This window comes from Thermosynechococcus sp. NK55a, assembly GCF_000505665.1.
GTDB lineage: Bacteria > Cyanobacteriota > Cyanobacteriia > Thermosynechococcales > Thermosynechococcaceae > Thermosynechococcus.
Window position 1 is genome coordinate 1,146,874 of sequence record NC_023033.1, and the last position, 19,059, is coordinate 1,165,932.

Here is a 19,059-nt window from a genome sequence, read left to right on the forward strand (position 1 = left end):
CGAGGAACAACATGGCACGCGCTAAATTTGAACGAACCAAACCCCACGTTAACGTTGGTACGATTGGTCACGTTGACCACGGTAAAACAACCCTAACCGCGGCTATCACAATGGTATTGGCTGCCCAAGGGAAAGCCCAGGCTCGCAAATATGACGAAATTGATGCTGCGCCTGAGGAAAAAGCCCGTGGGATTACCATTAACACTGCCCACGTGGAGTATGAGACAGAAAAACGCCACTATGCCCATGTGGATTGCCCCGGCCACGCTGACTATGTGAAAAACATGATCACCGGTGCTGCCCAAATGGACGGCGCCATTCTGGTGGTGGCCGCAACCGACGGTGCAATGCCCCAAACCAAAGAGCACATTCTCTTGGCACGTCAGGTGGGTGTGCCCAGCATCGTTGTCTTCCTGAACAAAGTGGACATGGTAGATGACGAAGAACTGCTGGAGCTGGTGGAACTAGAACTGCGGGAACTGCTCAATGAGTATGAATTCCCCGGTGACGAAGTGCCCATCATCCGTGGTTCGGGTCTGAAGGCCCTCGAAGCCATGACCGCCAATCCGAAAACCCAGCGCGGCGAAAATGAGTGGGTGGATAAAATCTACGAGCTAATGGATGCTGTGGATAGCTACATTCCTACCCCTGAGCGGGATGTGGATAAACCCTTCCTGATGGCCGTAGAAGATGTGTTCTCTATTACTGGTCGCGGTACGGTGGCCACCGGTCGGATTGAACGGGGTCGCATTAAGCTTAATGAAACCGTTGAACTTGTTGGCCTGCGGGAAACTCGGACAACGACGGTCACCGGTATTGAAATGTTCAAGAAGAGCCTCGAAGAAGGGATTGCCGGTGACAACGCCGGTTTGCTGCTGCGGGGTTTGAAAAAAGAGGATGTGGAACGGGGGATGGTGATTGCCAAGCCCGGTTCTATTACGCCCCACACCAAGTTTGAAGGTGAAGTGTACGTGCTCACTGAAAAAGAGGGTGGCCGCAAAACCCCCTTCTTTGCCGGTTATCGTCCTCAGTTCTATGTGCGTACCACTGATGTGACTGGCACGATTACCTCCTTCACTGCGGACGATGGTAGTGCTCCTGAAATGGTGATGCCCGGTGACCGTATCAAAATGACCGTGGAACTGATCCAGCCCATTGCCATTGAGCAGGGGATGCGCTTTGCGATCCGTGAAGGCGGTCGTACCATTGGTGCGGGGGTTGTCTCCAAAATCATTGAGTAGTTGATGCTTGAGGCCGTTAGCCCGCTTGTGGGGTTAGCGGTCTTTTTTGTCTTAATTTTTGTTTGGTGTTTTTGAACCTTGACAAGTAAGGAAGATTCCTATGGCTGCTTTACAACAGAAAATTCGTATTCGCCTTAAGGCCTTTGATCACCGATTGCTCGATACCTCCTGCGATCGCATTGTGGAGACTGCGAAAAGAACCGGTGCTTCCCCGGTAGGTCCGATTCCCCTACCTACACGCCGTCGAATTTATTGCGTCCTGCGATCGCCCCACGTGGACAAGGACTCACGGGAGCATTTTGAAACCCGTACCCACTGCCGTATTCTCGATATTTACCAACCTTCGCCGAAAACAATTGATGCCCTGATGAAGTTGGACTTGCCGGCGGGCGTGGATATTGAAGTGAAATTGTAAGCCTCGCCAAAGTTCACTACACTGAGGGATATGACGCATACGATCATCCATCCCTCCCCCTCTAAGTCTTCTTTTCAGCCCCCTGCCATGGCCTACCGCATTAACTGCCAGCAGGGGCAGACGCATCTTTTATGGGTGACGCTGCGGCTAACGGCACCCCAAACCGATGTCCTTGATCTGCATTTACCGGTGTGGACGCCTGGATCCTACCTCGTGCGCGAATATGCGCGGCATCTTCAGGACTTTACGGTGGGGACTGCCGATGGCATCCCCCTTGAGTGGTGGAAGTGTGCTAAGAATCGGTGGCAGGTGGCCTGCACGCCGGGTCTAGAACTTGAAGTGCGCTATGCCATCTATGCCCACGAACTCTCGGTACGCACGAACCATGTTGATGGGAGCCACGCCTATTTCAATCCAGGAGCGGTCTGCCTCTATGCGCCGGAGTATCGCGATCAGCCGCTTACCATCACGATTGAAGCACCACCAAACTGGCGGGTGACAACTCCCCTTGAGGTCTGGGGTGAGGATGGCTACACCTTTTGGGCTGCCAATTACGATCTCCTTGTGGATAGCCCCTTTGAGGTGGGTACCCATGGGATTTACACCTTTGAGGTGGACGGTAAACCCCATGAATTGGCGGTGTGGGGCAAGGGAAATTTTGATCCAAAGCGGGCGATCGCTGACATACAGCGAATTATTGAGACGGCGGCTAGTCTTTTTGGCGGACTGCCCTACGATCGCTATGTCTTTATTTTGCACCTTACCCACAAAGGGTATGGTGGTCTTGAGCATTTGAATAGCTGTTCGTTAATTTTTCATCGTTTTGGCTTTCAGCAGGCAGAGCACTATCGTCGTTTTCTCTGTTTAGTGGCTCACGAGTTTTTTCATCTCTGGAATGTCAAACGCATCCGTCCTCAAGCCTTCGAGGTCTTTGACTACGACAGTGAGAATTACACCACCAGCCTCTGGTTTGTCGAGGGGGTGACCAGTTATTTTGACCAGCTCATTCCCCTGTGGGCGGGGCTATTTGATGCACAGACCTATCTGAAACTGCTGAGCGACAGCCTCAATCGCTATTTCCACACACCGGGCCGCTTTGTCCAACCCCTGAGTGCCGCTAGCTTTGATGCTTGGATTAAGCTCTATCGTCCCGATGAAAATAGCATTAATTCCCAGATGTCCTACTACCTCAAAGGGGAGTTGGTGGCCCTATTGCTGGATTTGCGGATTCGCTTGAACTTTAATCACCAGCGATCGCTCCTTGATGTCCTGCGGCGGCTGTGGCAGCAGTATTGTGAAACGGGTCAAGGCTATACCCCCGATGAGTTGTGGGAAACAATTGAAACTGTTGCCGATGAAAACCTCAGCACCTGGCGCGAGCAATTCATTGAAGGAACGGTGGAGCTTCCCCTTCAGGAGTGGCTGACCAAAGTCGGGCTGGAACTGGTTCCCCAAGACGCACTGCCCTATACGGGACTTCAGTTTCAGCAGGAACATGGTTCTCTTCAAATCAAGGCCGTCCTGCGCGACTCCCCCGCCGAACAGGCAGGCTTAGGGGCTGGGGATGAAATCATTGCCCTCAATGGTTGGCGCGTCAAGGCAGAAGACTGGTCAGAGCAATTGCGGGAATACACAGCGGGAGAGATAATTCATCTGACATGGTTCCATGATCAGCAATTGCAGTCAGGGGATTTGATTTTGGGAGAACCCCAACCCCACTATCGGTTGCAGTGTCGAGCCGATGCCACGCTGAGCCAGCGGGCCCATCTGGAAGCCTGGTTGGGAGCAACCGCTACTCAGCTCTAGGGAAGTAGCCGCATGCTTCAGCCCTTAATTCAAGATCGCGATCGCTTGGAACAGGTCCTGCGGCAGTTGCCTTTGGCACCGGGGGTCTATTTCCTTAAGGATAAGACGGATCAAATTCTTTACATTGGCAAGTCCAAACGCCTGCGATCGCGGGTGCGTTCCTATTTTCGTGAACCCGCTCAACTGGGACCCCGCCTTGAGCTAATGGTCTATCAGGTGGCAGATATTGAGTTCATTGTCACGGATACGGAAGCGGAGGCGCTGGCTCTGGAAGCCAATTTAATCAAGCAGCATCAGCCCCACTTCAACGTTCTCCTCAAGGATGACAAGAAATACCCCTACGTTTGTATTACGTGGTCCGAACCCTATCCCCGTATTTTCATTACTCGCAAACGCCAATTTGGCAATGGGGGTGATCCCCGCAGTGATTCTGCCAAGGATCGCTACTATGGCCCCTACGTGGATAGCTTTCGCCTGCGCCAAACGCTAGCCCTGGTGAAGCGGCTTTTTCCGCTGCGGCAACGTCCCCGCCCCCTGTTTAGGGATCGCCCTTGCCTCAACTACGATATTGGGCGCTGTCCGGGGGTCTGCCAAGGTCTGATTTCTCCCCAAGAGTATCGGCAAACGCTACAAAGGGTAGCGATGATCTTTCAGGGACGCACAGGGGAACTGGTAGCACAGTTGCAAGCACAAATGGCACAAGCGGCAGCGGATCTCAATTTTGAATTGGCAGCCCGACTGCGAGATCAAATTCGCGGCCTGGAACATTTAGGCGTGGATCAAAAAGTTTCATTGCCTGATGACACTGTCTCTCGAGATGCCATTGCCCTTGCGGTGGGCGATCGCCACGCAGCCATCCAACTGTTTCAAATTCGCGCTGGTCGCTTGGTGGGGCGTTTAGCTTTCGTCGCCGATGCCCAAAGTGGCAGTGCCGGCACAATTTTGCAGCGGGTTCTTGAAGAGCACTATGCCCAAGTGGAGGATGTAGAAATTCCCAGTGAAATTTTGTTACAGCATCCCCTCCCCGAACCAGATTTCCTACGCAGGTACCTCAGTGAAAAGAAAGGTCGCGCTGTTACCCTCACCGTCCCCCAACGGCAGGCAAAAGCAGAACTCATTGCCATGGTGCAACGAAATGCAGAATTAGAATTGGCACGGCTACAACAGGCTAGCGATCGCACCCAAACTGCCCTTGAAGATTTAGCCCAGCTCCTTGGCCTTGACACCCTGCCCCACCGCATTGAGGGCTACGACATTTCCCACATTCAAGGGTCTGACGCGGTGGCCTCACAGGTTGTCTTTATTGATGGCCTGCCTGCCAAGCAGCACTATCGCCACTACAACATCCGCAACCCCGAGGTAAAGCTTGGGCACTCCGACGACTTCGCCAGTCTTGCTGAGATTCTACGCCGCCGCTTTGCCCCCTACCTTGAGGGCAAGGGTGACCCCCTCGATGATTGGCCCGATGTGATCCTCATTGATGGCGGCAAGGGACAACTGTCCGCTGTGGTTCAGGTTTTGGAGCCACTCTTGGGCGATCTCACCCTTCTTAGCTTGGCTAAACAGCGGGAGGAGATTTTCCTACCCCACCACCGCCAACCTCTCCCCACAGATCCAGAGCAGCCAGGGGTGCAATTACTGCGCCGCGTGCGGGATGAGGCCCATCGCTTTGCCCTTAACTTCCACCGTCAGAAACGTGCCCAACGCCAACGGCGATCGTACCTCGACCAAATCCCCGGCTTAGGCTACCAACGTCAAAAGGAACTCCTCGCCACCTTTCGCTCCATTGACTATATCCGTATGGCCACCCCTGAACAGTTGGCACAGGTGAACGGGGTCGGCCCCCGCCTGGCGGAAAGAATTTACCGCTATTTTCATGCGGATACTGATTAGGGAAAAGCGAGCCATTGCCCAGTTTTCCAAGGAGGAAGTTGCTTGCGACCTTAAGAGCGGGTAACGCGATTCGAACGCGCGACATCAACCTTGGCAAGGTTGCGCTCTACCACTGAGCTATACCCGCAACAGACTTTTAGCTTAAAAAATCAGGAGGTGTCTTGTCAAGCCCCATCAAAGTTACTACCTAATACATCCTTAAAAAGAGGGGATCACGCTGTGTTTGCCCCCCCGAGTTGTTGGTTTGCTGGTTAGGCGCATGCGCAGAGGAGTTCAGCAGCCCTCTGGACCAAAAAACTGTGGGCGTAGAGCACTTCGGCATCGTAGATGTAGGCAATGCCTGCATAGTCGTTGAAAAACTTGACTGCAACCCGATCCACAATTTTTTTCAGCCATTTCGCGGGTCTGGGTGAGTACCTCAAGCTTGAGGTTGGCTTGGGTAGGGGAAATGCGGGGTTGAGCAGGGGAGCGCATATTGTGACGCCCTTTGGGGCCAGTTTCCATCACAGTGGAGCCGGTTATCCCCGCCTCTTTAATGACTTTAATAATTTGGAATGATTTGGACAATTTTTTTAGGTGAACTTATAGATGGCATCAGAAATCTGGCGTTGACTGCCCAGAGCCCCCATGGCTATGCCACCCGGCAAGAAACCAAGGGTGAGCGACTGTAACTACCTGACACAATCCTCCGAAACTGACCGAGAAAAGCCACAGTATTACTCCTCCTTAACCATCATGTGCTCATGTGCTGTCCAGCGGGCTGTACAGGCTGAAGTTGATAGAAGCTTATTGGGCGATCGCCCCCGCTGCATCCGTTGGTCTTTGATAAATATTACTTTCGAATAAATTAGATTAAGTCCAGCTTACAGAACAATTTTGGGGCGATCGCGATGCCGTCAATGGTTTCTTGGCGCATACATGATAATCAGCGTTCCTAGGAGGGCAACCCCGGCACCGAGCAGATCAAACTTATCGGGGCGCACTTTATCAATTCCCCAACTCCAGAACATAGCCACCAGCAGGAAAATGCCACTATAGGCGGCTTGAACACGACCGAAATGCGCGGGTTGAAGCGTCGGTACCATGCCATAGATAAAAAGTAGGGTTGCCCCCCCTAAGGCATACCAAATGCTTTTATGCTCTCGTAGCCAGAGCCACACAAAATAGGCTCCCCCAAGCTCGAGGAGACCTGTGATGAAAAAGTAAATTAGGGATTTTGCAACTTTTATCATCACCGCAGTGCTTAGTATAGACTGGAAACTAGATTGGGCCAACACCAGCATATGACAATTCAGTTGAGGATTCGTCGCCAAGCGCCCGACAAGGGCGCCTATTGGCAAACCTTTGAACTAGAGATTGATCCTTCCCTGACGATCCTGGATGCCCTCATTCAAATCAAGGAATACCAAGATGGCACTCTTAGCTTTCGCAAAAATTGTCGCAACACCATCTGCGGCAGTTGCGCGATGACGATTAATGGTCGTTCTGCCCTTGCCTGTCAGCAAAGTATTCTTGCCGAGCTAGCCAACAGCCCTGTGCCCAACCAAATTGCGATCGCCCCTTTGGGGAATTTGCCTGTCCTCAAAGACCTTGTCGTAGACATGAGCAATTTTTGGCAAAAACTTTCAGCCGTCAATCCTTATGTGAGTGCAGCGTCACGGCAAGTACCTGAGCGGGAGTTTCTCCAATCCCCCAGCGATCGCGCCAAGCTCAACGCCGCCGGCAACTGTATCCTCTGTGGCGCCTGCTACGGTGCCTGCAATGCCGTGGAAGTGAATCCCGCCTTTGTCGGTCCCCATGCCCTTGCCAAGGCCGCTCGCCTTGTGGCTGATACCCGCGATAGCGAAACTGAGCAACGCCTAGACAAATACAACACCGCTAGCAGTGGCGTGTGGGGCTGTACCCGCTGTTTTAATTGCAATACGGTGTGCCCTGTGGGCGTGCAACCCCTTGATCGCATTAGTGAGATCAAGCAGGCGATCCTCGCAGGCTCAACCCCAGCATCCCGCAATCAAGACCGTCCTTTGCGTCATCGTCAAGTGCTCTTGGAATTGGTGAAAAGAGGCGGCTGGGTGGATGAGCGGCAATTTGGCCTCCGGGTGGTGGGCAATGGTCTGCGGGATGTCGTTGGAGTTATGAGCCTTATCCCTTTAGGGTGGCGGTTATTGCGGCGCGGCAAGTTTCCGCTGCGGTTTGAAAAGTCTGCCGGTCAAGCACAAATCAAGGCGGTCATCACAGCCTTACAGCAGAAACAAACCTATCCTAAAATAAAAGACCCAAAAAGGGGATGAAATGCTCAGGACCCTATGCCAATCTAAAGAAGTGGTTTTGCATTCCTAACACCATGAGTGAACCGACGCCCGATGATTTGACCCCCCAATTTGGCTGGTCGCGCTATGCAGAGCTGATCAATGGCCGCTTTGCGATGATTGGCTTTATCGCCCTGCTCGTGCTCGAGTGGGTGACTGGTCAAGATTTCTTTACGTGGCTGGGCTTGCGATAGGTTGTGACGGCAACACTGCGCCTAGAGGGAGTCACGCGACGATTTGCGCCGGGGGTGGAGATCGGCCCCCTATCTTTAACGGTACCGGCAGGGGAGTTTTGGGTGATTGTTGGGCCTTCTGGTTGTGGTAAATCCACCCTATTGCGGCTCATTGCCGGCTTGGAGCAACCCACTAGCGGCGACATCTATATTGGGGAGACCTGTGTCAATGGCCGCAGTGGGCGCGATCGCGATGTGGCCATGGTCTTTCAGAACTATGCCCTCTATCCCCACATGACCGTGGCCGAAAACCTTGGCTTTGGTCTGAAAATGCGCGGTGTTGATCCGACAACACGGCAGCAGCGAGTACTGCAAGTGGCAAAGCTACTGGGGATCGAGTCCCTGTTGCAGCGTAAACCACGTCAACTTTCTGGTGGTCAGCAGCAGCGGGTGGCCCTAGGACGAGCCTTGGCGCGATCGCCCCAAGTGTTTTTGCTCGATGAACCCCTCTCTAACCTCGATGCTCAATTGCGGGAGCAAACCCGTGCTGAACTGAAACAATTGCATCAACAACTGGGCATTACCACCCTCTACGTCACCCACGATCAGGTGGAGGCCATGACCCTTGGCGATCGCATCGTGGTGCTGGACCGCGGCCAAATTCAGCAAATTGGCACCCCTGCTGAGCTCTATGGCAGACCGGCTAATACAATGGTGGCGCGATTTTTTGGCACGCCACCGATGAATTTACTGCCCGCTCGCTGGGATGGCCGCCGTCTTTGGATCGCGCAGCAGTCCTTGTCCTGTCCCCATACCCCCCATTGGCCGCTGAACAATGAACAGAGCCTCACCATAGGCATTCGCCCAGAGCATTTGCATCTCGGCGAGCAGGGTTTGGGGGCGATCGCCACCCTCGTTGAACCCCTAGGCCGCGAAGCCATTGTCCGCTGTCGCCTCATGGATAGTGCTCAGGAACTGCTGTGGCTAGCCCCCAGTCACCAAATCCCTCAAAGGGGTGACCCTCTCCAGTTGCAGGTCAGCCATCTTTATCTGTTTGATTCCACGACCGGGGCGGCTCTCAATTCTAAGGCTTCCTGAAAATTCATCGGAACCCTTACCCAAGATTGGAGGGTTCGCTTAGAATACAACTAGGATTCTGTAAAATTTCGTAACTTATGCGGCCAGCCCGTCCATGACTTCGGTAACCTCTCTTTTTTCACCTGTCGAAGCGGATCTCTGTGTACTCACGGAGAACCTGAAGGCACTAATTGGAGCCCAACACGCCGTACTCTCTGCTGCCGCCGAACATCTTTTTGCCGCCAGTGGCAAGCGCATCCGACCTGCCATTGTCTTTTTGGTGTCGCGAGCCACACTCCCCGATCAGGGGATTACCCCCCGGCACTGCCGCTTGGCAGAAATTACGGAAATGATTCATACTGCCAGTCTCTTTCACGATGATGTGGTGGATCAAGCGCAACTGCGGCGCGGTGTGCCCACGGTCAACAGCGTCTTTGGCAATCGGGTGGCCATTCAAGCCGGAGACTTTCTCTTTGCCCAAGCCTCTTGGTACCTAGCGGATTTGGATAACCTGCAAGTGGTGAAGCTCCTCTCCCAAGTCATCAAGGACTTTGCTGAAGGGGAAATTCGCCAAGGCTTTAACCGCTTTGACACCAGCATTACCCTAGATGACTATCTGCTGAAAACCTACTACAAGACAGCCTCCCTCATTGCCAACAGTGCCAAGGCCGCCGCGGTTCTCAGTGAAGCGCCCCCAGAAACCATCGAAGCCATGTACACCTACGGCAAAAATTTGGGCTTGGCCTTTCAAATCGTGGATGACATCCTCGACTTCACCCGCTCAACGGCAGAACTAGGGAAACCTGCGGGCTCGGATCTGCGGGATGGCAACCTAACGGCGCCTGTCCTTTTTGCCCTACCCAAAGCCCCCTACCTGCACACCCTCATCGAGCGCGAGTTTAGTGAAGAAGGTGATCTGGAAACCGCCCTCAACCTTGTGCGCCAAAGTGGTGCGATTGAAGATGCCCGCAATTTAGCCAAGGAATATGCCCAAGCGGCTCTACCGGCGCTTGAAGTGCTTCCGCCGTCGGAACCCCGTCAGGCCCTTAGCCAATTGACGGATTATGTCCTTGAACGGCTCTACTAAGCTGACAGTGGAACAATTGCCAATTAACCAATTCCCAGCGCATAAATTTCAGGGACTGATCGAAAAGCAAAAACAAGCCCTCCTTGGGACAGTCCAAGACAGTCCAATAGGTAGTCCAATAGGTATAAGTGCGGGATCAGTAATCAATCCCCTACACTGGAGATAGGGGTTGCGTCCACCCGACTGTCCCACGATTCGTTTTTGTTTTGGGAGTGAATTTGTGGCACGAGGCGTTAAACAACGGAAACCAGTAAGTTCTCTTGGGGGTGGTCGGGGAAGTCAAAGCGTGTATCAAAAAAGCAGGGGTCAGCGATCGCATCCTTCGCCGTGGCGTACCCTAGGTTGGATTGCTGCCTTTAGTGGTGTGTCCCTGGTGTCAGCTTTTGCGGGCATGACGTTTGTTTTGATGTCACCCTTTCAGGGGACCAGCCATCGTCGGGATCTCTCTTGGCTGGAAATGATGGCACGGGGGTTCCAGTATGGCATGAGTCGGCCAGTGAACCTCTTGGTGCTGGGGGTGGATAACGTCTTGGATGCCCCCAAAGGCTCCGCGGCACGGTTCCGTGGTCGCACTGACACGATGCTGCTGACGCGGTTTAACCCTGAAAATGGCACGATTACGGTCTTGAGTATTCCCCGTGATACTCGTGTGGAAATACCCGGCTATGGTACCGGCAAAATTAACGCCGCCAATGTCTATGGGGATGTGGAGCTAACGGTGCGGGTGGTGAGTGAAACCCTCAACTATACCCCCATTGATCGCTACATTCGCATTGATACACAGGCATTTCGAGAACTGGTGGATCTGGTGGGGGGTGTTGAGGTCAATGTGCCTAAGCGGATGGTTTATACCGATCACACCCAAAAGCTCTACATTGATTTACAACCGGGGCTGCAAACCCTGAACGGGGAGCAAGCAGAGGGCTTTGTTCGCTTTCGTTACGATGAACTGGGGGATATTGGTCGTGCCCAGCGGCAGCAGATGCTGATCAAGGCGCTACAGAAGAAACTGGCCAATCCCGTCATGGTGACCCAGCTACCAAAAATCTATGGCGTCCTCCAAAAATATGTGGATACGGATTTAACCTTTGCCGAACTGATGGCGATCGCCCAGTTTAGTCTGCGCATTCCACCGGAGAATCTCCGCTTGATTTTGCTGCCGGGACACTTTAGTGGTGATGGCTATGAGGTGAGCTACTGGCTCCCTGACTATGACCGCATTGATCGGGTCATTGCCGCGCACTTTCGGGATCGCCCCTCAAAAGCGGTTGACCCTACGTGGAAGGAAACGGGTACATTGCGCATTGCCCTGCAAAACGCCTCTGGCAGTCGTGAGGCTGCCCGAGATATGGCCGATTTCCTTGCCCATTACGGCTATACCAATGTGGTGATTGCTGAAGACTGGTACCAGGAAAGCCCAGAAACAGAGATTATTGCCCAACAGGGTGATCTTAGAGCTGCCGAAATCCTCCGCTCTACTCTTGGCATGGGATATGTCTCTGCCAATTCCACTGGCGTTCTTTCCTCCGACATCACCATTCGCATTGGCCGCGACTGGGCAGCCGTCTTACACTAAGTGACTCTTACACTAAGTGACATTAAGTGAGGGTTGCGGGTAGTTTCTTGGTCACCGCCTCGGGTTCAAGAATGCGGTCAATAATACCGTATTCCTTAGCCATTTGCGGCGTCATATAGAGCAGCCGATCCATATCGCGGGTGATCCGTTCCGGCGGTTGACCGGTATTTTGTGCCAAAATCTCCACCATCATCGCCTTATTGGCCAGCACTTCCTTAGCACGAATTTGGATATCGGTGGCTTGCCCTTGGGCATAGCTTTTGGTTTGGTGCAGAACAATCGTGGCGTGGGGTAAACTGGCGCGACATCCCTTGGTACCAGCCGAGAGCAACATGGCTGCCATCCCCATGGCTTGACCAATGCAGATTGTATGCACAGGCGGCTTGATGTAGCGCATGGTGTCGCAGATGGCAAAGGCTTCCGTTTCAAAGCCAATGGGCTCACCATCGTAGCGGGAGGTACCCGTCGAGTTAATGTAGATGCGGATGGGTTTTTCAGGATCGTCGTATTGCAGATAGAGCAGTTCCGCAATGATCAACTCCGTTACCGCCGGCACCAAAGGCATGCCAAGATAGACGATCCGCTCCTTCAACAGCAGCGAAGGGAGATCGGGAGGGGGAGTGCGATAGTAGGCATCACCATAGTAGGCCGCTTGGGCAGCAGTAATGGGCAACCGCATAGGACGCTCAGTAAATGACAGACTATCTGTACTCTAGCAAGGAATTGTCTTTAGGATCGGCGGGAAGCACACCCTATAATCAAACCAGAAATCAGGTTCGTCGGGCATGAATCAACTCCGCAGTTCACGGCTCACCTCCTCAGTGGTGGCGATCGCCATTGTGTTGCTGGTTGTGCTTTTGAATGCAGTGGTGATTATCAATCCCGGCCAAGCCGGGGTGCTGAGTATCTTGGGAAAGGCTCAAGATACCCCCCTCCTTGAGGGCATTCACTGGAAACCCCCCTTTATTGCCAGCGTGGATGTCTATGACGTAACTGTCCAGAAGTTTGAGGTGCCAGCGGAAAGTGCCACCAAAGATTTGCAGGACATTACCGCCAGTTTTGCCATTAACTTTCGCCTAGACCCTATGGCCATTGTGGATGTGCGCCGCACCCAAGGCACACTGGAAAATATTGTTGCCAAAATCATCGCCCCCCAAACCCAAGAGGCCTTCAAAATTGCGGCGGCGCGCCGCACGGCTGAGGAGGCCATTACCAAGCGGGACGAACTGAAGCAGGATTTTGATCGCGCCCTAGAGGAACGCTTGTCTAAGTACCACATTCTGGTGCTCGATACCAGTGTGGTTAACCTTGACTTCTCGGAGGAATTTTCCAAGGCGGTGGAGGATAAGCAAATTGCGGAACAGCGGGCACAGCGAGCAGTCTACATTGCCCAAGAGGCAGCTCAACAGGCGCAGGCGGAAATTAACCGTGCCCAAGGGAAAGCGGAAGCCCAACGCCTCCTTGCTGAAACCCTCAAAGCTCCGGGTGGCCAGTTAGTGCTGCAAAAGGAGGCGATCGAAGCGTGGCGCGAAGGCGGTGCCCAAGTGCCCCAAGTGATTGTGCTCAATGGCAAGGAAGGACTGCCCCCCTTTTTGCTGAACTGGAGCAGCCAGCAATCGGCAAGGGAGTGATGCCCAAATCCCCCTAGAATTGAGAATAGCAATTTGTCCTTGATTGTTCTTTGGTTTCTCGCGATATTGACCCATGATCTCCACCCCTCTTGCTGCCAATCAACAAATTTTACCTTTGACTGCGCAAACCAATGCCCGCGGCCATCTCACCATTGGCGGGTGTGATGTGGTGGAGTTAGTGGCCCAGTTTGGCTCTCCCCTCTACATTCTTGATGAATTCACCTTTCGCACCGCTTGCCGTCAATATCAAGACACGCTCCAGCAGGCCTATAGCGGTGAATCTTTGGTGCTCTACGCCTCAAAGGCTTGGAACTGCTTGGCCACCTGCGCCCTTGCCCACAGTGAAGGTTTAGGCATTGACGTCGCCTCGGGGGGCGAACTCTATACTGCCTTGAGTGCCGGCGTCCCTGCCAGTCATATTTACTTCCACGGTAATAACAAGTCCCCCCAAGAACTCCTCTATGCCCTTGAGGTCAATTGCACGATTGTTGCCGATAACTGGCTAGAGCTAGAACGCCTTGCTGCCTACGTTGAGGAGCATGATCTGTCGACCCCACCCCGGGTCATGTTGCGGTTGACACCGGGGATTGAATGCCACACCCACGAATATATCCGCACCGGGCATCTAGACAGTAAATTTGGCTTTGATCCGCAACAGTTTCCAGAGTTGCTCCAGTTTGCCAAGGCGCATCCAGAACTAGACTGGGTCGGACTGCACGCCCACATTGGCTCACAGATTTTTGAGGAGCAACCCCACTTAGACCTCTGTGATGTACTGGTGGATTGGCTGGCTCAGGCCCGTGCGGCAATGCTACCCATGCGCGAATTGAATGTAGGGGGTGGACTGGGCATTCGTTATGTAGAATCCGATAATCCGCCGGCGATCGCCCACTGGACAAAAGCCATTAGCCATCAACTGAGCCAAGCCTGTCAGCAACGGTATCTTCCCTTACCAAAACTCATCTGTGAGCCGGGTCGCTCCATCGTTGGACCTGCGGCAGTTACAGCCTATACCGTCGGCAGTCGGAAGGTCATTCCTGAGTTGCGTACCTATATCGCTGTGGACGGTGGCATGTCCGATAATCCACGACCGATTACCTATCAGGCACAATATACGGCCCTGTGTGCCAACCGCATGACCACCGCAGTCACAGAAACTGTGCGGGTTGCCGGTAAGCACTGCGAATCGGGCGATATTCTGCTACCCCAAGTCACTCTACCCCCCCTGCAGGCCAACGATATTTTAGTGGTGGCCAGTACGGGTGCCTACAACTACAGCATGGCCTCCAACTACAATCGCGTACCTCGGCCAGCAGCGGTGATCGTCTATGAGGGTGAAGCCAACCTGATCCTGCAGCGGGAAACCTACGCTGATTTGGTGGCCCATGATGTCTTGCCCCTGCGATTGAGCACCCCCGCCCCCTAGGAGGTGACGAGTACGATGGGATGATAGGCCTCCTAGGTAACTTACCGTGGCTGCTGCTGTCGGCGGAGACACTGGCCAAGGTGCGAACAGTTGTGGATGTGGTTTTGGTCTTGGCCTTAACCTATGCTATTTTGCGGGTTGTGGCCGAGCGGCGAACCCTCTGGATGGTACGGGGCTTTATCGTCCTCCTTTTGGCAACCTCCCTCAGTCGTGCCATTGAGCTACAGTTTTTAAGCTTTGTTCTTCATAACTTAGTGATTGGTTCTGCAGTCGCCTTAGCCGTTATTCTGCAATCGGAAATTCGCATTTTTCTGGAACAGTTGGGACGGGGTCAATTTTTAGGCTTTATGCAGCCCGTAGCTGAGTCGAGTCTGACCAGGGATGCCGTTGATCTGATTGTGACGGCTGTGAAGGGCTTATCTCAGGCTCGTACGGGAGCACTCATTCTGTTGGAAACCCATACAAAGCTCAGCCCCGAAGATTTTACCCATGCAGGGATCGCCCTCAATGCCCGCCTTTCGCCAGAACTGATTACCTCCATTTTTCAGGCGAGTTCACCCCTGCACGATGGGGCAATTTGGGTGCGCGGTGCTGAAGTCATTGCAGCAAAGTTGATCCTGCCCCTCTCGGATCGCACGGGGCCGTGGCAGTTGGGCACTCGCCATCGCGCCGCCCTAGGGATTACCGAACGCATTAGCCACTGTGTCTGTGTGGTCGTCTCTGAGGAAACAGGGTCAATTTCCCTTGCCTTTAAGGGGGAGCTTCAACGTCCCCTCACAAGCAGTAAACTAGGGGAATTGTTGCGGCAATATGTGCAGGATCAAGGGACAGGAACTTCACAACCCCGTCAACGTCAGCACGGCTTAAAATTTTGGAAAACTGTATGGCCACTGCGCTAATTTCTGTCAGCAGGATGTATCCATGACTCTACAGCCCCATTCACTCATTGAGTTACCTGAGGATTTAGATCGCGATCGCCTACCGCGGCATGTGGCGGTGATTATGGATGGCAATGGCCGGTGGGCAAAGCAACGCAATTTACCGCGCATTATGGGGCATCAACGGGGGGTGGACACTCTCAAGGATTTGCTGCGCTGCTGCAAAGACTGGGGCATTGAAGCGCTGACCGCCTATGCCTTCTCCACAGAAAATTGGGGACGACCCCTGCCAGAGGTAGATTTTCTGATGACCCTCTTTGAGCGGGTATTGCGGCGGGAGCTAGCGGAAATGGTGGCCGAGGGCGTGCAAATTCACTTTGTGGGTGACTTGGCGTGTTTGCCAAAATCCCTGCAAGCGGAAATCGAGCGAGCCATGGCGGCTACGGCCAATAACCAAACCATTAAATTTGTGGTGGCAACAAATTATGGTGGGCGACGGGAAATCATCCACGCTTGCCGTTCGATTGCCGCCCAAGTAAAAGCTGGACTCCTTGATCCTGCGGATATTGATGAAGTGCTCTTTGAACGCCACTTATACACAGGTGGCCTGCCGGATCCCGATTTACTCATTCGCACCAGTGGCGAGCTGCGCATCAGTAACTTTTTGCTGTGGCAGGTGGCCTATGCGGAAATTTATGTCACTAAGACCCTCTGGCCAGATTTTGACCGGGCTGCTTTCCATGAGGCACTGCGGGATTACCAACAACGACAGCGGCGCTTTGGCCGTGTCTAAAAGGGACCAGTTTCGATGGACAATAGGAAAGCCCGCTGGGTATATGTTGGAGCGATACTGTGACCCCTCAATTGCGCGTTTATGTCCCCCCCCATCCGCTAATTCAGCATTGGCTGACCGTGGCTCGCGATCGCAACACACCCACGCCTCTCTTTCGCGTAGCAATGACCGAACTGGGTCGCTGGCTGGCCTATGAAGCGGCACGGGAATGGTTGCCAACAGTGGAAACAGTGGTTGAAACCCCCCTAGCCCCCTGTGGAGCCATGGTCGTGAATCCCCAAGTCCCCGTGGTCGTGGTACCAATTCTGCGGGCGGGTTTAGCCTTGCTCGAGGGTGCCCAAGGGGTCTTACCAACGGCAAAGACCTACCACCTAGGGATTGTGCGGGATGAGGCTACCCTTGAACCCAGTTGCTATCTCAATAAGTTGCCCCCTCAGTTTGACCCCCAAACCCGTGTCCTCATTAGTGAGCCGATGCTGGCAACGGGAGGTTCAATCATGATAGCCATGCAGGAATTGGTGCAGCGGGGGATTGACCCAGCTTTGGTGCGAATCATTTCCGTTGTCACTGCCCCCCCGGCTCTGCAGAAACTGGGTGCCTATTTTCCCGCAGCGCAAGTCTATGCAGCCACAATTGATGAGACGTTGAATGAGCAGGGCTTTATTGTGCCCGGCTTGGGGGATGCCGGCGATCGCGCCTTTGGTACTGGAGAGGAAACCTAGGCGATGATGACCGTGGTCACTGTGCCGGCGACAACGGCTAATTTGGGTCCAGGGTTTGATTGTTTAGGGGCCGCTTTGACCCTCACCAATACGTTTACCTTTTCCTTGAGCGATCGCCCCCATGTCAGCGTGCGGGGGACTGAGGCCGCCAGTGTCAGCAGTAGCCCTAACAATTTGGCCTATCGTGCCTACAGCCGTTTCTATGAACATCTAGGGCGTGAAGCACCACCCGTATATTTGGAGATTGACCTGGGGGTTCCCCTCGCACGGGGTCTAGGCAGCTCAGCGACAGCAATTATCGGTGGCTTAGTGGGGGCGAATCGGCTGGCGGGCTTTCCCCTCAATCATACCGAGGTTCTGGAATTGGCCATTGAAATGGAAGGCCACCCCGATAATGTGGTGCCGGCCCTACTAGGGGGCTGTCGTCTTGCTGTTCAAGAGGGTGCTGGCGGATGGCATTGGCTAGAGATTCCTTGGGATCAGGATGTGGTGCCCATTGTGGCTATTCCGGACTTTGAGCTAGCCACAGAAACGGCACGGCAAGTACTGCCCTGCCACTGTACCTATGGTGATGCCGTCTTTAATATCAGTCACCTTGGCGCCTTGTTGCGGGGGTTGGAAACAGGGCAACGGGAGTGGCTGCAACTGGCGTTGGCCGATCGCCTGCATCAACCCTACCGCCAAAGTCTGATCAAAGGCTATGCCGATCTCCACAGGGCGGCTCTTGAGGCGGGTGCCCACGGCCTCGTTATTAGTGGAGCAGGCCCAACTCTCTTAGCTCTTGGGGATCCCGTAACTGCTTCAGCCATTGCCACTGCCCTCAAGGAGACTTGGGCAACGTTTGATGTGCAGGCACGGGTGGAGATACTGGCAATTCAACGCCAAGGGACAACGGTGGGCGATCGCTAAAAATCATAGAAATCAATAAAATGCTTCCTGCTGCTAGGAGGTGATTTGATGACTCAAGAACCGGATGCCCTGACAACGGACCTGCTGCAACGCCTGCGCCGCAAAGAGGGAACTTGGCAGGATTGGGGGGCAGGATGCCGGCAACTGCAAAAACAGGGGCTCTCTCCCCAAGCCATTTTTGAGGCCACGGGCATTGAACCCATCCACCAAAATCAACTCATCATTGCCCTGCAAGTGAATCAGAGCCTAGGGGAAGCACCCGAATCGGTGCGTGCCTATTTTCAAACCCGGGGCAGCGATCTGCTCTATGAACTACGGGTCTTATCGGCGGGCGATCGCCTGGCAGTAGCGACGCTGATTGTCGAGAAACAACTGGATGTCACTGCAGTTCATGAGGTGTGTCGTGCCCTCAAAGCAGGCGGCTATCAAAAGGATGACAGTGAAGGCTTTGGTGAGAGTGTTGGCGATCGCATTGGTCGCTACTATTGGCAACTGGCACGGCAGCAGCGAGATTTGGCCCAGCGATCGCGCCTCATTGCCCAAGGGCTGCGCTTTGTCGAATCTGCTAGCGGCCGGCAGGCCCTAGAAAAATTACTCACGGACTTCACCGTTGTCCCCGCGGTCAATCAACCCCGCCTCCCCCTTTACCGCTTGGATACGGCTGAGGAAGTCCCCTACTTGGTTCCTGTGGCCGGTACCGCCCCCCTGACCGCTACTGCCTTTCAGCAGGTTCCCCGCCTGAGCTGCACCGAGGTATTTCGCGTGGTTGCTGTTCCCCAAGGAATGAGTCTTGTGGCTCTCCCCGCTTGGCAAGTGCTGCTCAATGCCGTTGATCCAGTGGCGATCCTTTGGCCAGCGGCAGACCTCCCTGCAGAATTACCGCCAAGCCCAGAGGGGCTGCCCATTGCCCAGGTGCTTCTGATTGTGGATCGGGGTCTGGCCGAGTGGAACCGCGATCGCTATCTGTTGATTGCTCCTAGGGCCTCTGACGCAGTTCAACTGGCTTGGTTGCCTGAACCGCCTACGGCTCCAATTCTTGGCCAACTTCTACTGGTGCTGCGCCCCCCCCAAGTGTTGGATGAGAGCCTCAATAGGGAACTCTGGTTTTTTGAGGAATAACCTA

General features: G+C 53.9%; 18 protein-coding genes, 1 tRNA gene and 1 pseudogene. 16 read left to right on the top strand and 4 right to left on the bottom strand.

Translation table 11 applies throughout. The annotated features are described in order from the left end of the window. Positions 1-11: 11 nt before the first annotated feature. The 4 genes from tuf to uvrC all read left to right on the top strand — a co-directional run bounded on the left by tuf (position 12) and on the right by uvrC (position 5,355). Positions 12-1,241 carry an elongation factor Tu gene (gene tuf / locus NK55_RS05520; protein ID WP_024124794.1) on the top strand — a complete coding sequence of 410 codons (1,230 nt, stop codon included), beginning with the start codon at positions 12-14 and terminating at the stop codon, positions 1,239-1,241. Positions 1,242-1,341: 100 nt separating this feature from the next. Continuing rightward, on the top strand, positions 1,342-1,656 hold the full coding sequence (gene rpsJ / locus NK55_RS05525; protein ID WP_024124795.1) for a 30S ribosomal protein S10: 315 nt from the start codon (positions 1,342-1,344) through the stop codon (positions 1,654-1,656). 30 nt (positions 1,657-1,686) lie between these two features. Then, positions 1,687-3,462 (top strand): M61 family metallopeptidase, encoded by a 1,776-nt coding sequence (locus NK55_RS05530; protein ID WP_041429092.1) that lies wholly within the window; start codon positions 1,687-1,689, stop codon positions 3,460-3,462. Positions 3,463-3,474: 12 nt separating this feature from the next. Beyond that, on the top strand, positions 3,475-5,355 hold the full coding sequence (gene uvrC / locus NK55_RS05535) for an excinuclease ABC subunit UvrC (RefSeq protein ID WP_024124797.1): 1,881 nt from the start codon (positions 3,475-3,477) through the stop codon (positions 5,353-5,355). Positions 5,356-5,410: 55 nt separating this feature from the next. Here uvrC and NK55_RS05540 read toward each other — a convergent pair. The 3 genes and pseudogenes from NK55_RS05540 to NK55_RS05550 all read right to left on the bottom strand — a co-directional run bounded on the left by NK55_RS05540 (position 5,411) and on the right by NK55_RS05550 (position 6,587). Continuing rightward, positions 5,411-5,482 (bottom strand) — tRNA-Gly (locus tag NK55_RS05540). Positions 5,483-5,628: 146 nt separating this feature from the next. Next, positions 5,629-5,859, bottom strand: a pseudogene (locus NK55_RS14200) (hypothetical protein). Between the two features lie 392 nt (positions 5,860-6,251). After that, complete coding sequence (locus tag NK55_RS05550) at positions 6,252-6,587, bottom strand: YnfA family protein (RefSeq protein WP_024124798.1); 336 nt, start codon at positions 6,585-6,587, stop codon at positions 6,252-6,254. Positions 6,588-6,638: 51 nt separating this feature from the next. Here NK55_RS05550 and NK55_RS05555 point away from each other — a divergent pair, with 51 nt between their 5' ends. From NK55_RS05555 to NK55_RS05575, 5 genes are all read left to right on the top strand, one after another. Next, positions 6,639-7,646 carry a succinate dehydrogenase/fumarate reductase iron-sulfur subunit gene (locus NK55_RS05555; RefSeq protein ID WP_024124799.1) on the top strand — a complete coding sequence of 336 codons (1,008 nt, stop codon included), beginning with the start codon at positions 6,639-6,641 and terminating at the stop codon, positions 7,644-7,646. Positions 7,647-7,699: 53 nt separating this feature from the next. Further along, positions 7,700-7,858, top strand: coding sequence for a chlorophyll a/b-binding protein (locus tag NK55_RS05560; RefSeq protein WP_024124800.1), 159 nt, complete (start codon positions 7,700-7,702; stop codon positions 7,856-7,858). A 3-nt stretch (positions 7,859-7,861) separates the two neighbouring features. After that, a complete protein-coding gene (locus NK55_RS05565; protein WP_024124801.1) occupies positions 7,862-8,935 on the top strand; it encodes an ABC transporter ATP-binding protein in 1,074 nt (357 codons plus the stop codon). A gap of 94 nt (positions 8,936-9,029) precedes the next feature. Beyond that, on the top strand, positions 9,030-10,001 hold the full coding sequence (sds, locus tag NK55_RS05570; RefSeq protein ID WP_011057594.1) for a solanesyl diphosphate synthase: 972 nt from the start codon (positions 9,030-9,032) through the stop codon (positions 9,999-10,001). 286 nt (positions 10,002-10,287) lie between these two features. After that, positions 10,288-11,577: an LCP family protein gene (locus NK55_RS05575; RefSeq protein WP_225871787.1), complete on the top strand. Its 1,290-nt coding sequence runs from the start codon at positions 10,288-10,290 to the stop codon at positions 11,575-11,577. Between the two features lie 22 nt (positions 11,578-11,599). Here the strand turns inward: NK55_RS05575 and NK55_RS05580 are convergent, their stop codons facing one another. Next, the gene (locus NK55_RS05580) at positions 11,600-12,256 is read right to left on the bottom strand and encodes an ATP-dependent Clp protease proteolytic subunit (protein WP_024124803.1); all 657 of its coding nucleotides are present in this window, start codon (positions 12,254-12,256) and stop codon (positions 11,600-11,602) included. Positions 12,257-12,362: 106 nt separating this feature from the next. On the opposite strand from NK55_RS05580, the gene NK55_RS05585 reads away from it, so the two are divergent. The 7 genes from NK55_RS05585 (at position 12,363) to NK55_RS05615 (ending at position 19,055) form a co-directional block, all read left to right on the top strand. Then, positions 12,363-13,208 carry a prohibitin family protein gene (locus NK55_RS05585; protein ID WP_024124804.1) on the top strand — a complete coding sequence of 282 codons (846 nt, stop codon included), beginning with the start codon at positions 12,363-12,365 and terminating at the stop codon, positions 13,206-13,208. A gap of 73 nt (positions 13,209-13,281) precedes the next feature. Continuing rightward, positions 13,282-14,634, top strand: coding sequence for a diaminopimelate decarboxylase (gene lysA, locus NK55_RS05590; RefSeq protein ID WP_024124805.1), 1,353 nt, complete (start codon positions 13,282-13,284; stop codon positions 14,632-14,634). A gap of 20 nt (positions 14,635-14,654) precedes the next feature. After that, positions 14,655-15,533 (top strand): diadenylate cyclase CdaA, encoded by an 879-nt coding sequence (cdaA, locus tag NK55_RS05595; protein ID WP_024124806.1) that lies wholly within the window; start codon positions 14,655-14,657, stop codon positions 15,531-15,533. 22 nt (positions 15,534-15,555) lie between these two features. Next, positions 15,556-16,305 carry a polyprenyl diphosphate synthase gene (uppS, locus tag NK55_RS05600; RefSeq protein WP_024124807.1) on the top strand — a complete coding sequence of 250 codons (750 nt, stop codon included), beginning with the start codon at positions 15,556-15,558 and terminating at the stop codon, positions 16,303-16,305. Between the two features lie 59 nt (positions 16,306-16,364). Next, positions 16,365-17,027 carry a uracil phosphoribosyltransferase gene (upp, locus tag NK55_RS05605; RefSeq protein WP_024124808.1) on the top strand — a complete coding sequence of 221 codons (663 nt, stop codon included), beginning with the start codon at positions 16,365-16,367 and terminating at the stop codon, positions 17,025-17,027. 3 nt (positions 17,028-17,030) lie between these two features. After that, positions 17,031-17,936, top strand: coding sequence for a homoserine kinase (gene thrB, locus NK55_RS05610; protein ID WP_024124809.1), 906 nt, complete (start codon positions 17,031-17,033; stop codon positions 17,934-17,936). Between the two features lie 48 nt (positions 17,937-17,984). Next, complete coding sequence (locus tag NK55_RS05615; protein ID WP_024124810.1) at positions 17,985-19,055, top strand: RuBisCO accumulation factor 1; 1,071 nt, start codon at positions 17,985-17,987, stop codon at positions 19,053-19,055. The last annotated feature ends 4 nt before the right edge of the window (positions 19,056-19,059 follow it).

What these genes read in the sequence shown, in the direction of transcription:
- cdaA (WP_024124806.1), top strand. Translation starts at nt 14,655, where the DNA reads ATGATAGGCCTCCTAGGTAACTTACCGTGGCTGCTGCTGTCGGCGGAG.
- NK55_RS05615 (WP_024124810.1), top strand. Translation starts at nt 17,985, where the DNA reads ATGACTCAAGAACCGGATGCCCTGACAACGGACCTGCTGCAACGCCTG.
- lysA (WP_024124805.1), top strand. Translation starts at nt 13,282, where the DNA reads ATGATCTCCACCCCTCTTGCTGCCAATCAACAAATTTTACCTTTGACT.
- NK55_RS05560 (WP_024124800.1), top strand. Translation starts at nt 7,700, where the DNA reads ATGAGTGAACCGACGCCCGATGATTTGACCCCCCAATTTGGCTGGTCG.
- NK55_RS05530 (WP_041429092.1), top strand. Translation starts at nt 1,687, where the DNA reads ATGACGCATACGATCATCCATCCCTCCCCCTCTAAGTCTTCTTTTCAG.
- NK55_RS05585 (WP_024124804.1), top strand. Translation starts at nt 12,363, where the DNA reads ATGAATCAACTCCGCAGTTCACGGCTCACCTCCTCAGTGGTGGCGATC.
- uvrC (WP_024124797.1), top strand. Translation starts at nt 3,475, where the DNA reads ATGCTTCAGCCCTTAATTCAAGATCGCGATCGCTTGGAACAGGTCCTG.
- NK55_RS05550 (WP_024124798.1), bottom strand. Translation starts at nt 6,587, where the DNA reads ATGATAAAAGTTGCAAAATCCCTAATTTACTTTTTCATCACAGGTCTC.
- rpsJ (WP_024124795.1), top strand. Translation starts at nt 1,342, where the DNA reads ATGGCTGCTTTACAACAGAAAATTCGTATTCGCCTTAAGGCCTTTGAT.
- sds (WP_011057594.1), top strand. Translation starts at nt 9,030, where the DNA reads ATGACTTCGGTAACCTCTCTTTTTTCACCTGTCGAAGCGGATCTCTGT.
- uppS (WP_024124807.1), top strand. Translation starts at nt 15,556, where the DNA reads ATGACTCTACAGCCCCATTCACTCATTGAGTTACCTGAGGATTTAGAT.
- NK55_RS05580 (WP_024124803.1), bottom strand. Translation starts at nt 12,256, where the DNA reads ATGCGGTTGCCCATTACTGCTGCCCAAGCGGCCTACTATGGTGATGCC.
- tuf (WP_024124794.1), top strand. Translation starts at nt 12, where the DNA reads ATGGCACGCGCTAAATTTGAACGAACCAAACCCCACGTTAACGTTGGT.
- thrB (WP_024124809.1), top strand. Translation starts at nt 17,031, where the DNA reads ATGATGACCGTGGTCACTGTGCCGGCGACAACGGCTAATTTGGGTCCA.
- NK55_RS05555 (WP_024124799.1), top strand. Translation starts at nt 6,639, where the DNA reads ATGACAATTCAGTTGAGGATTCGTCGCCAAGCGCCCGACAAGGGCGCC.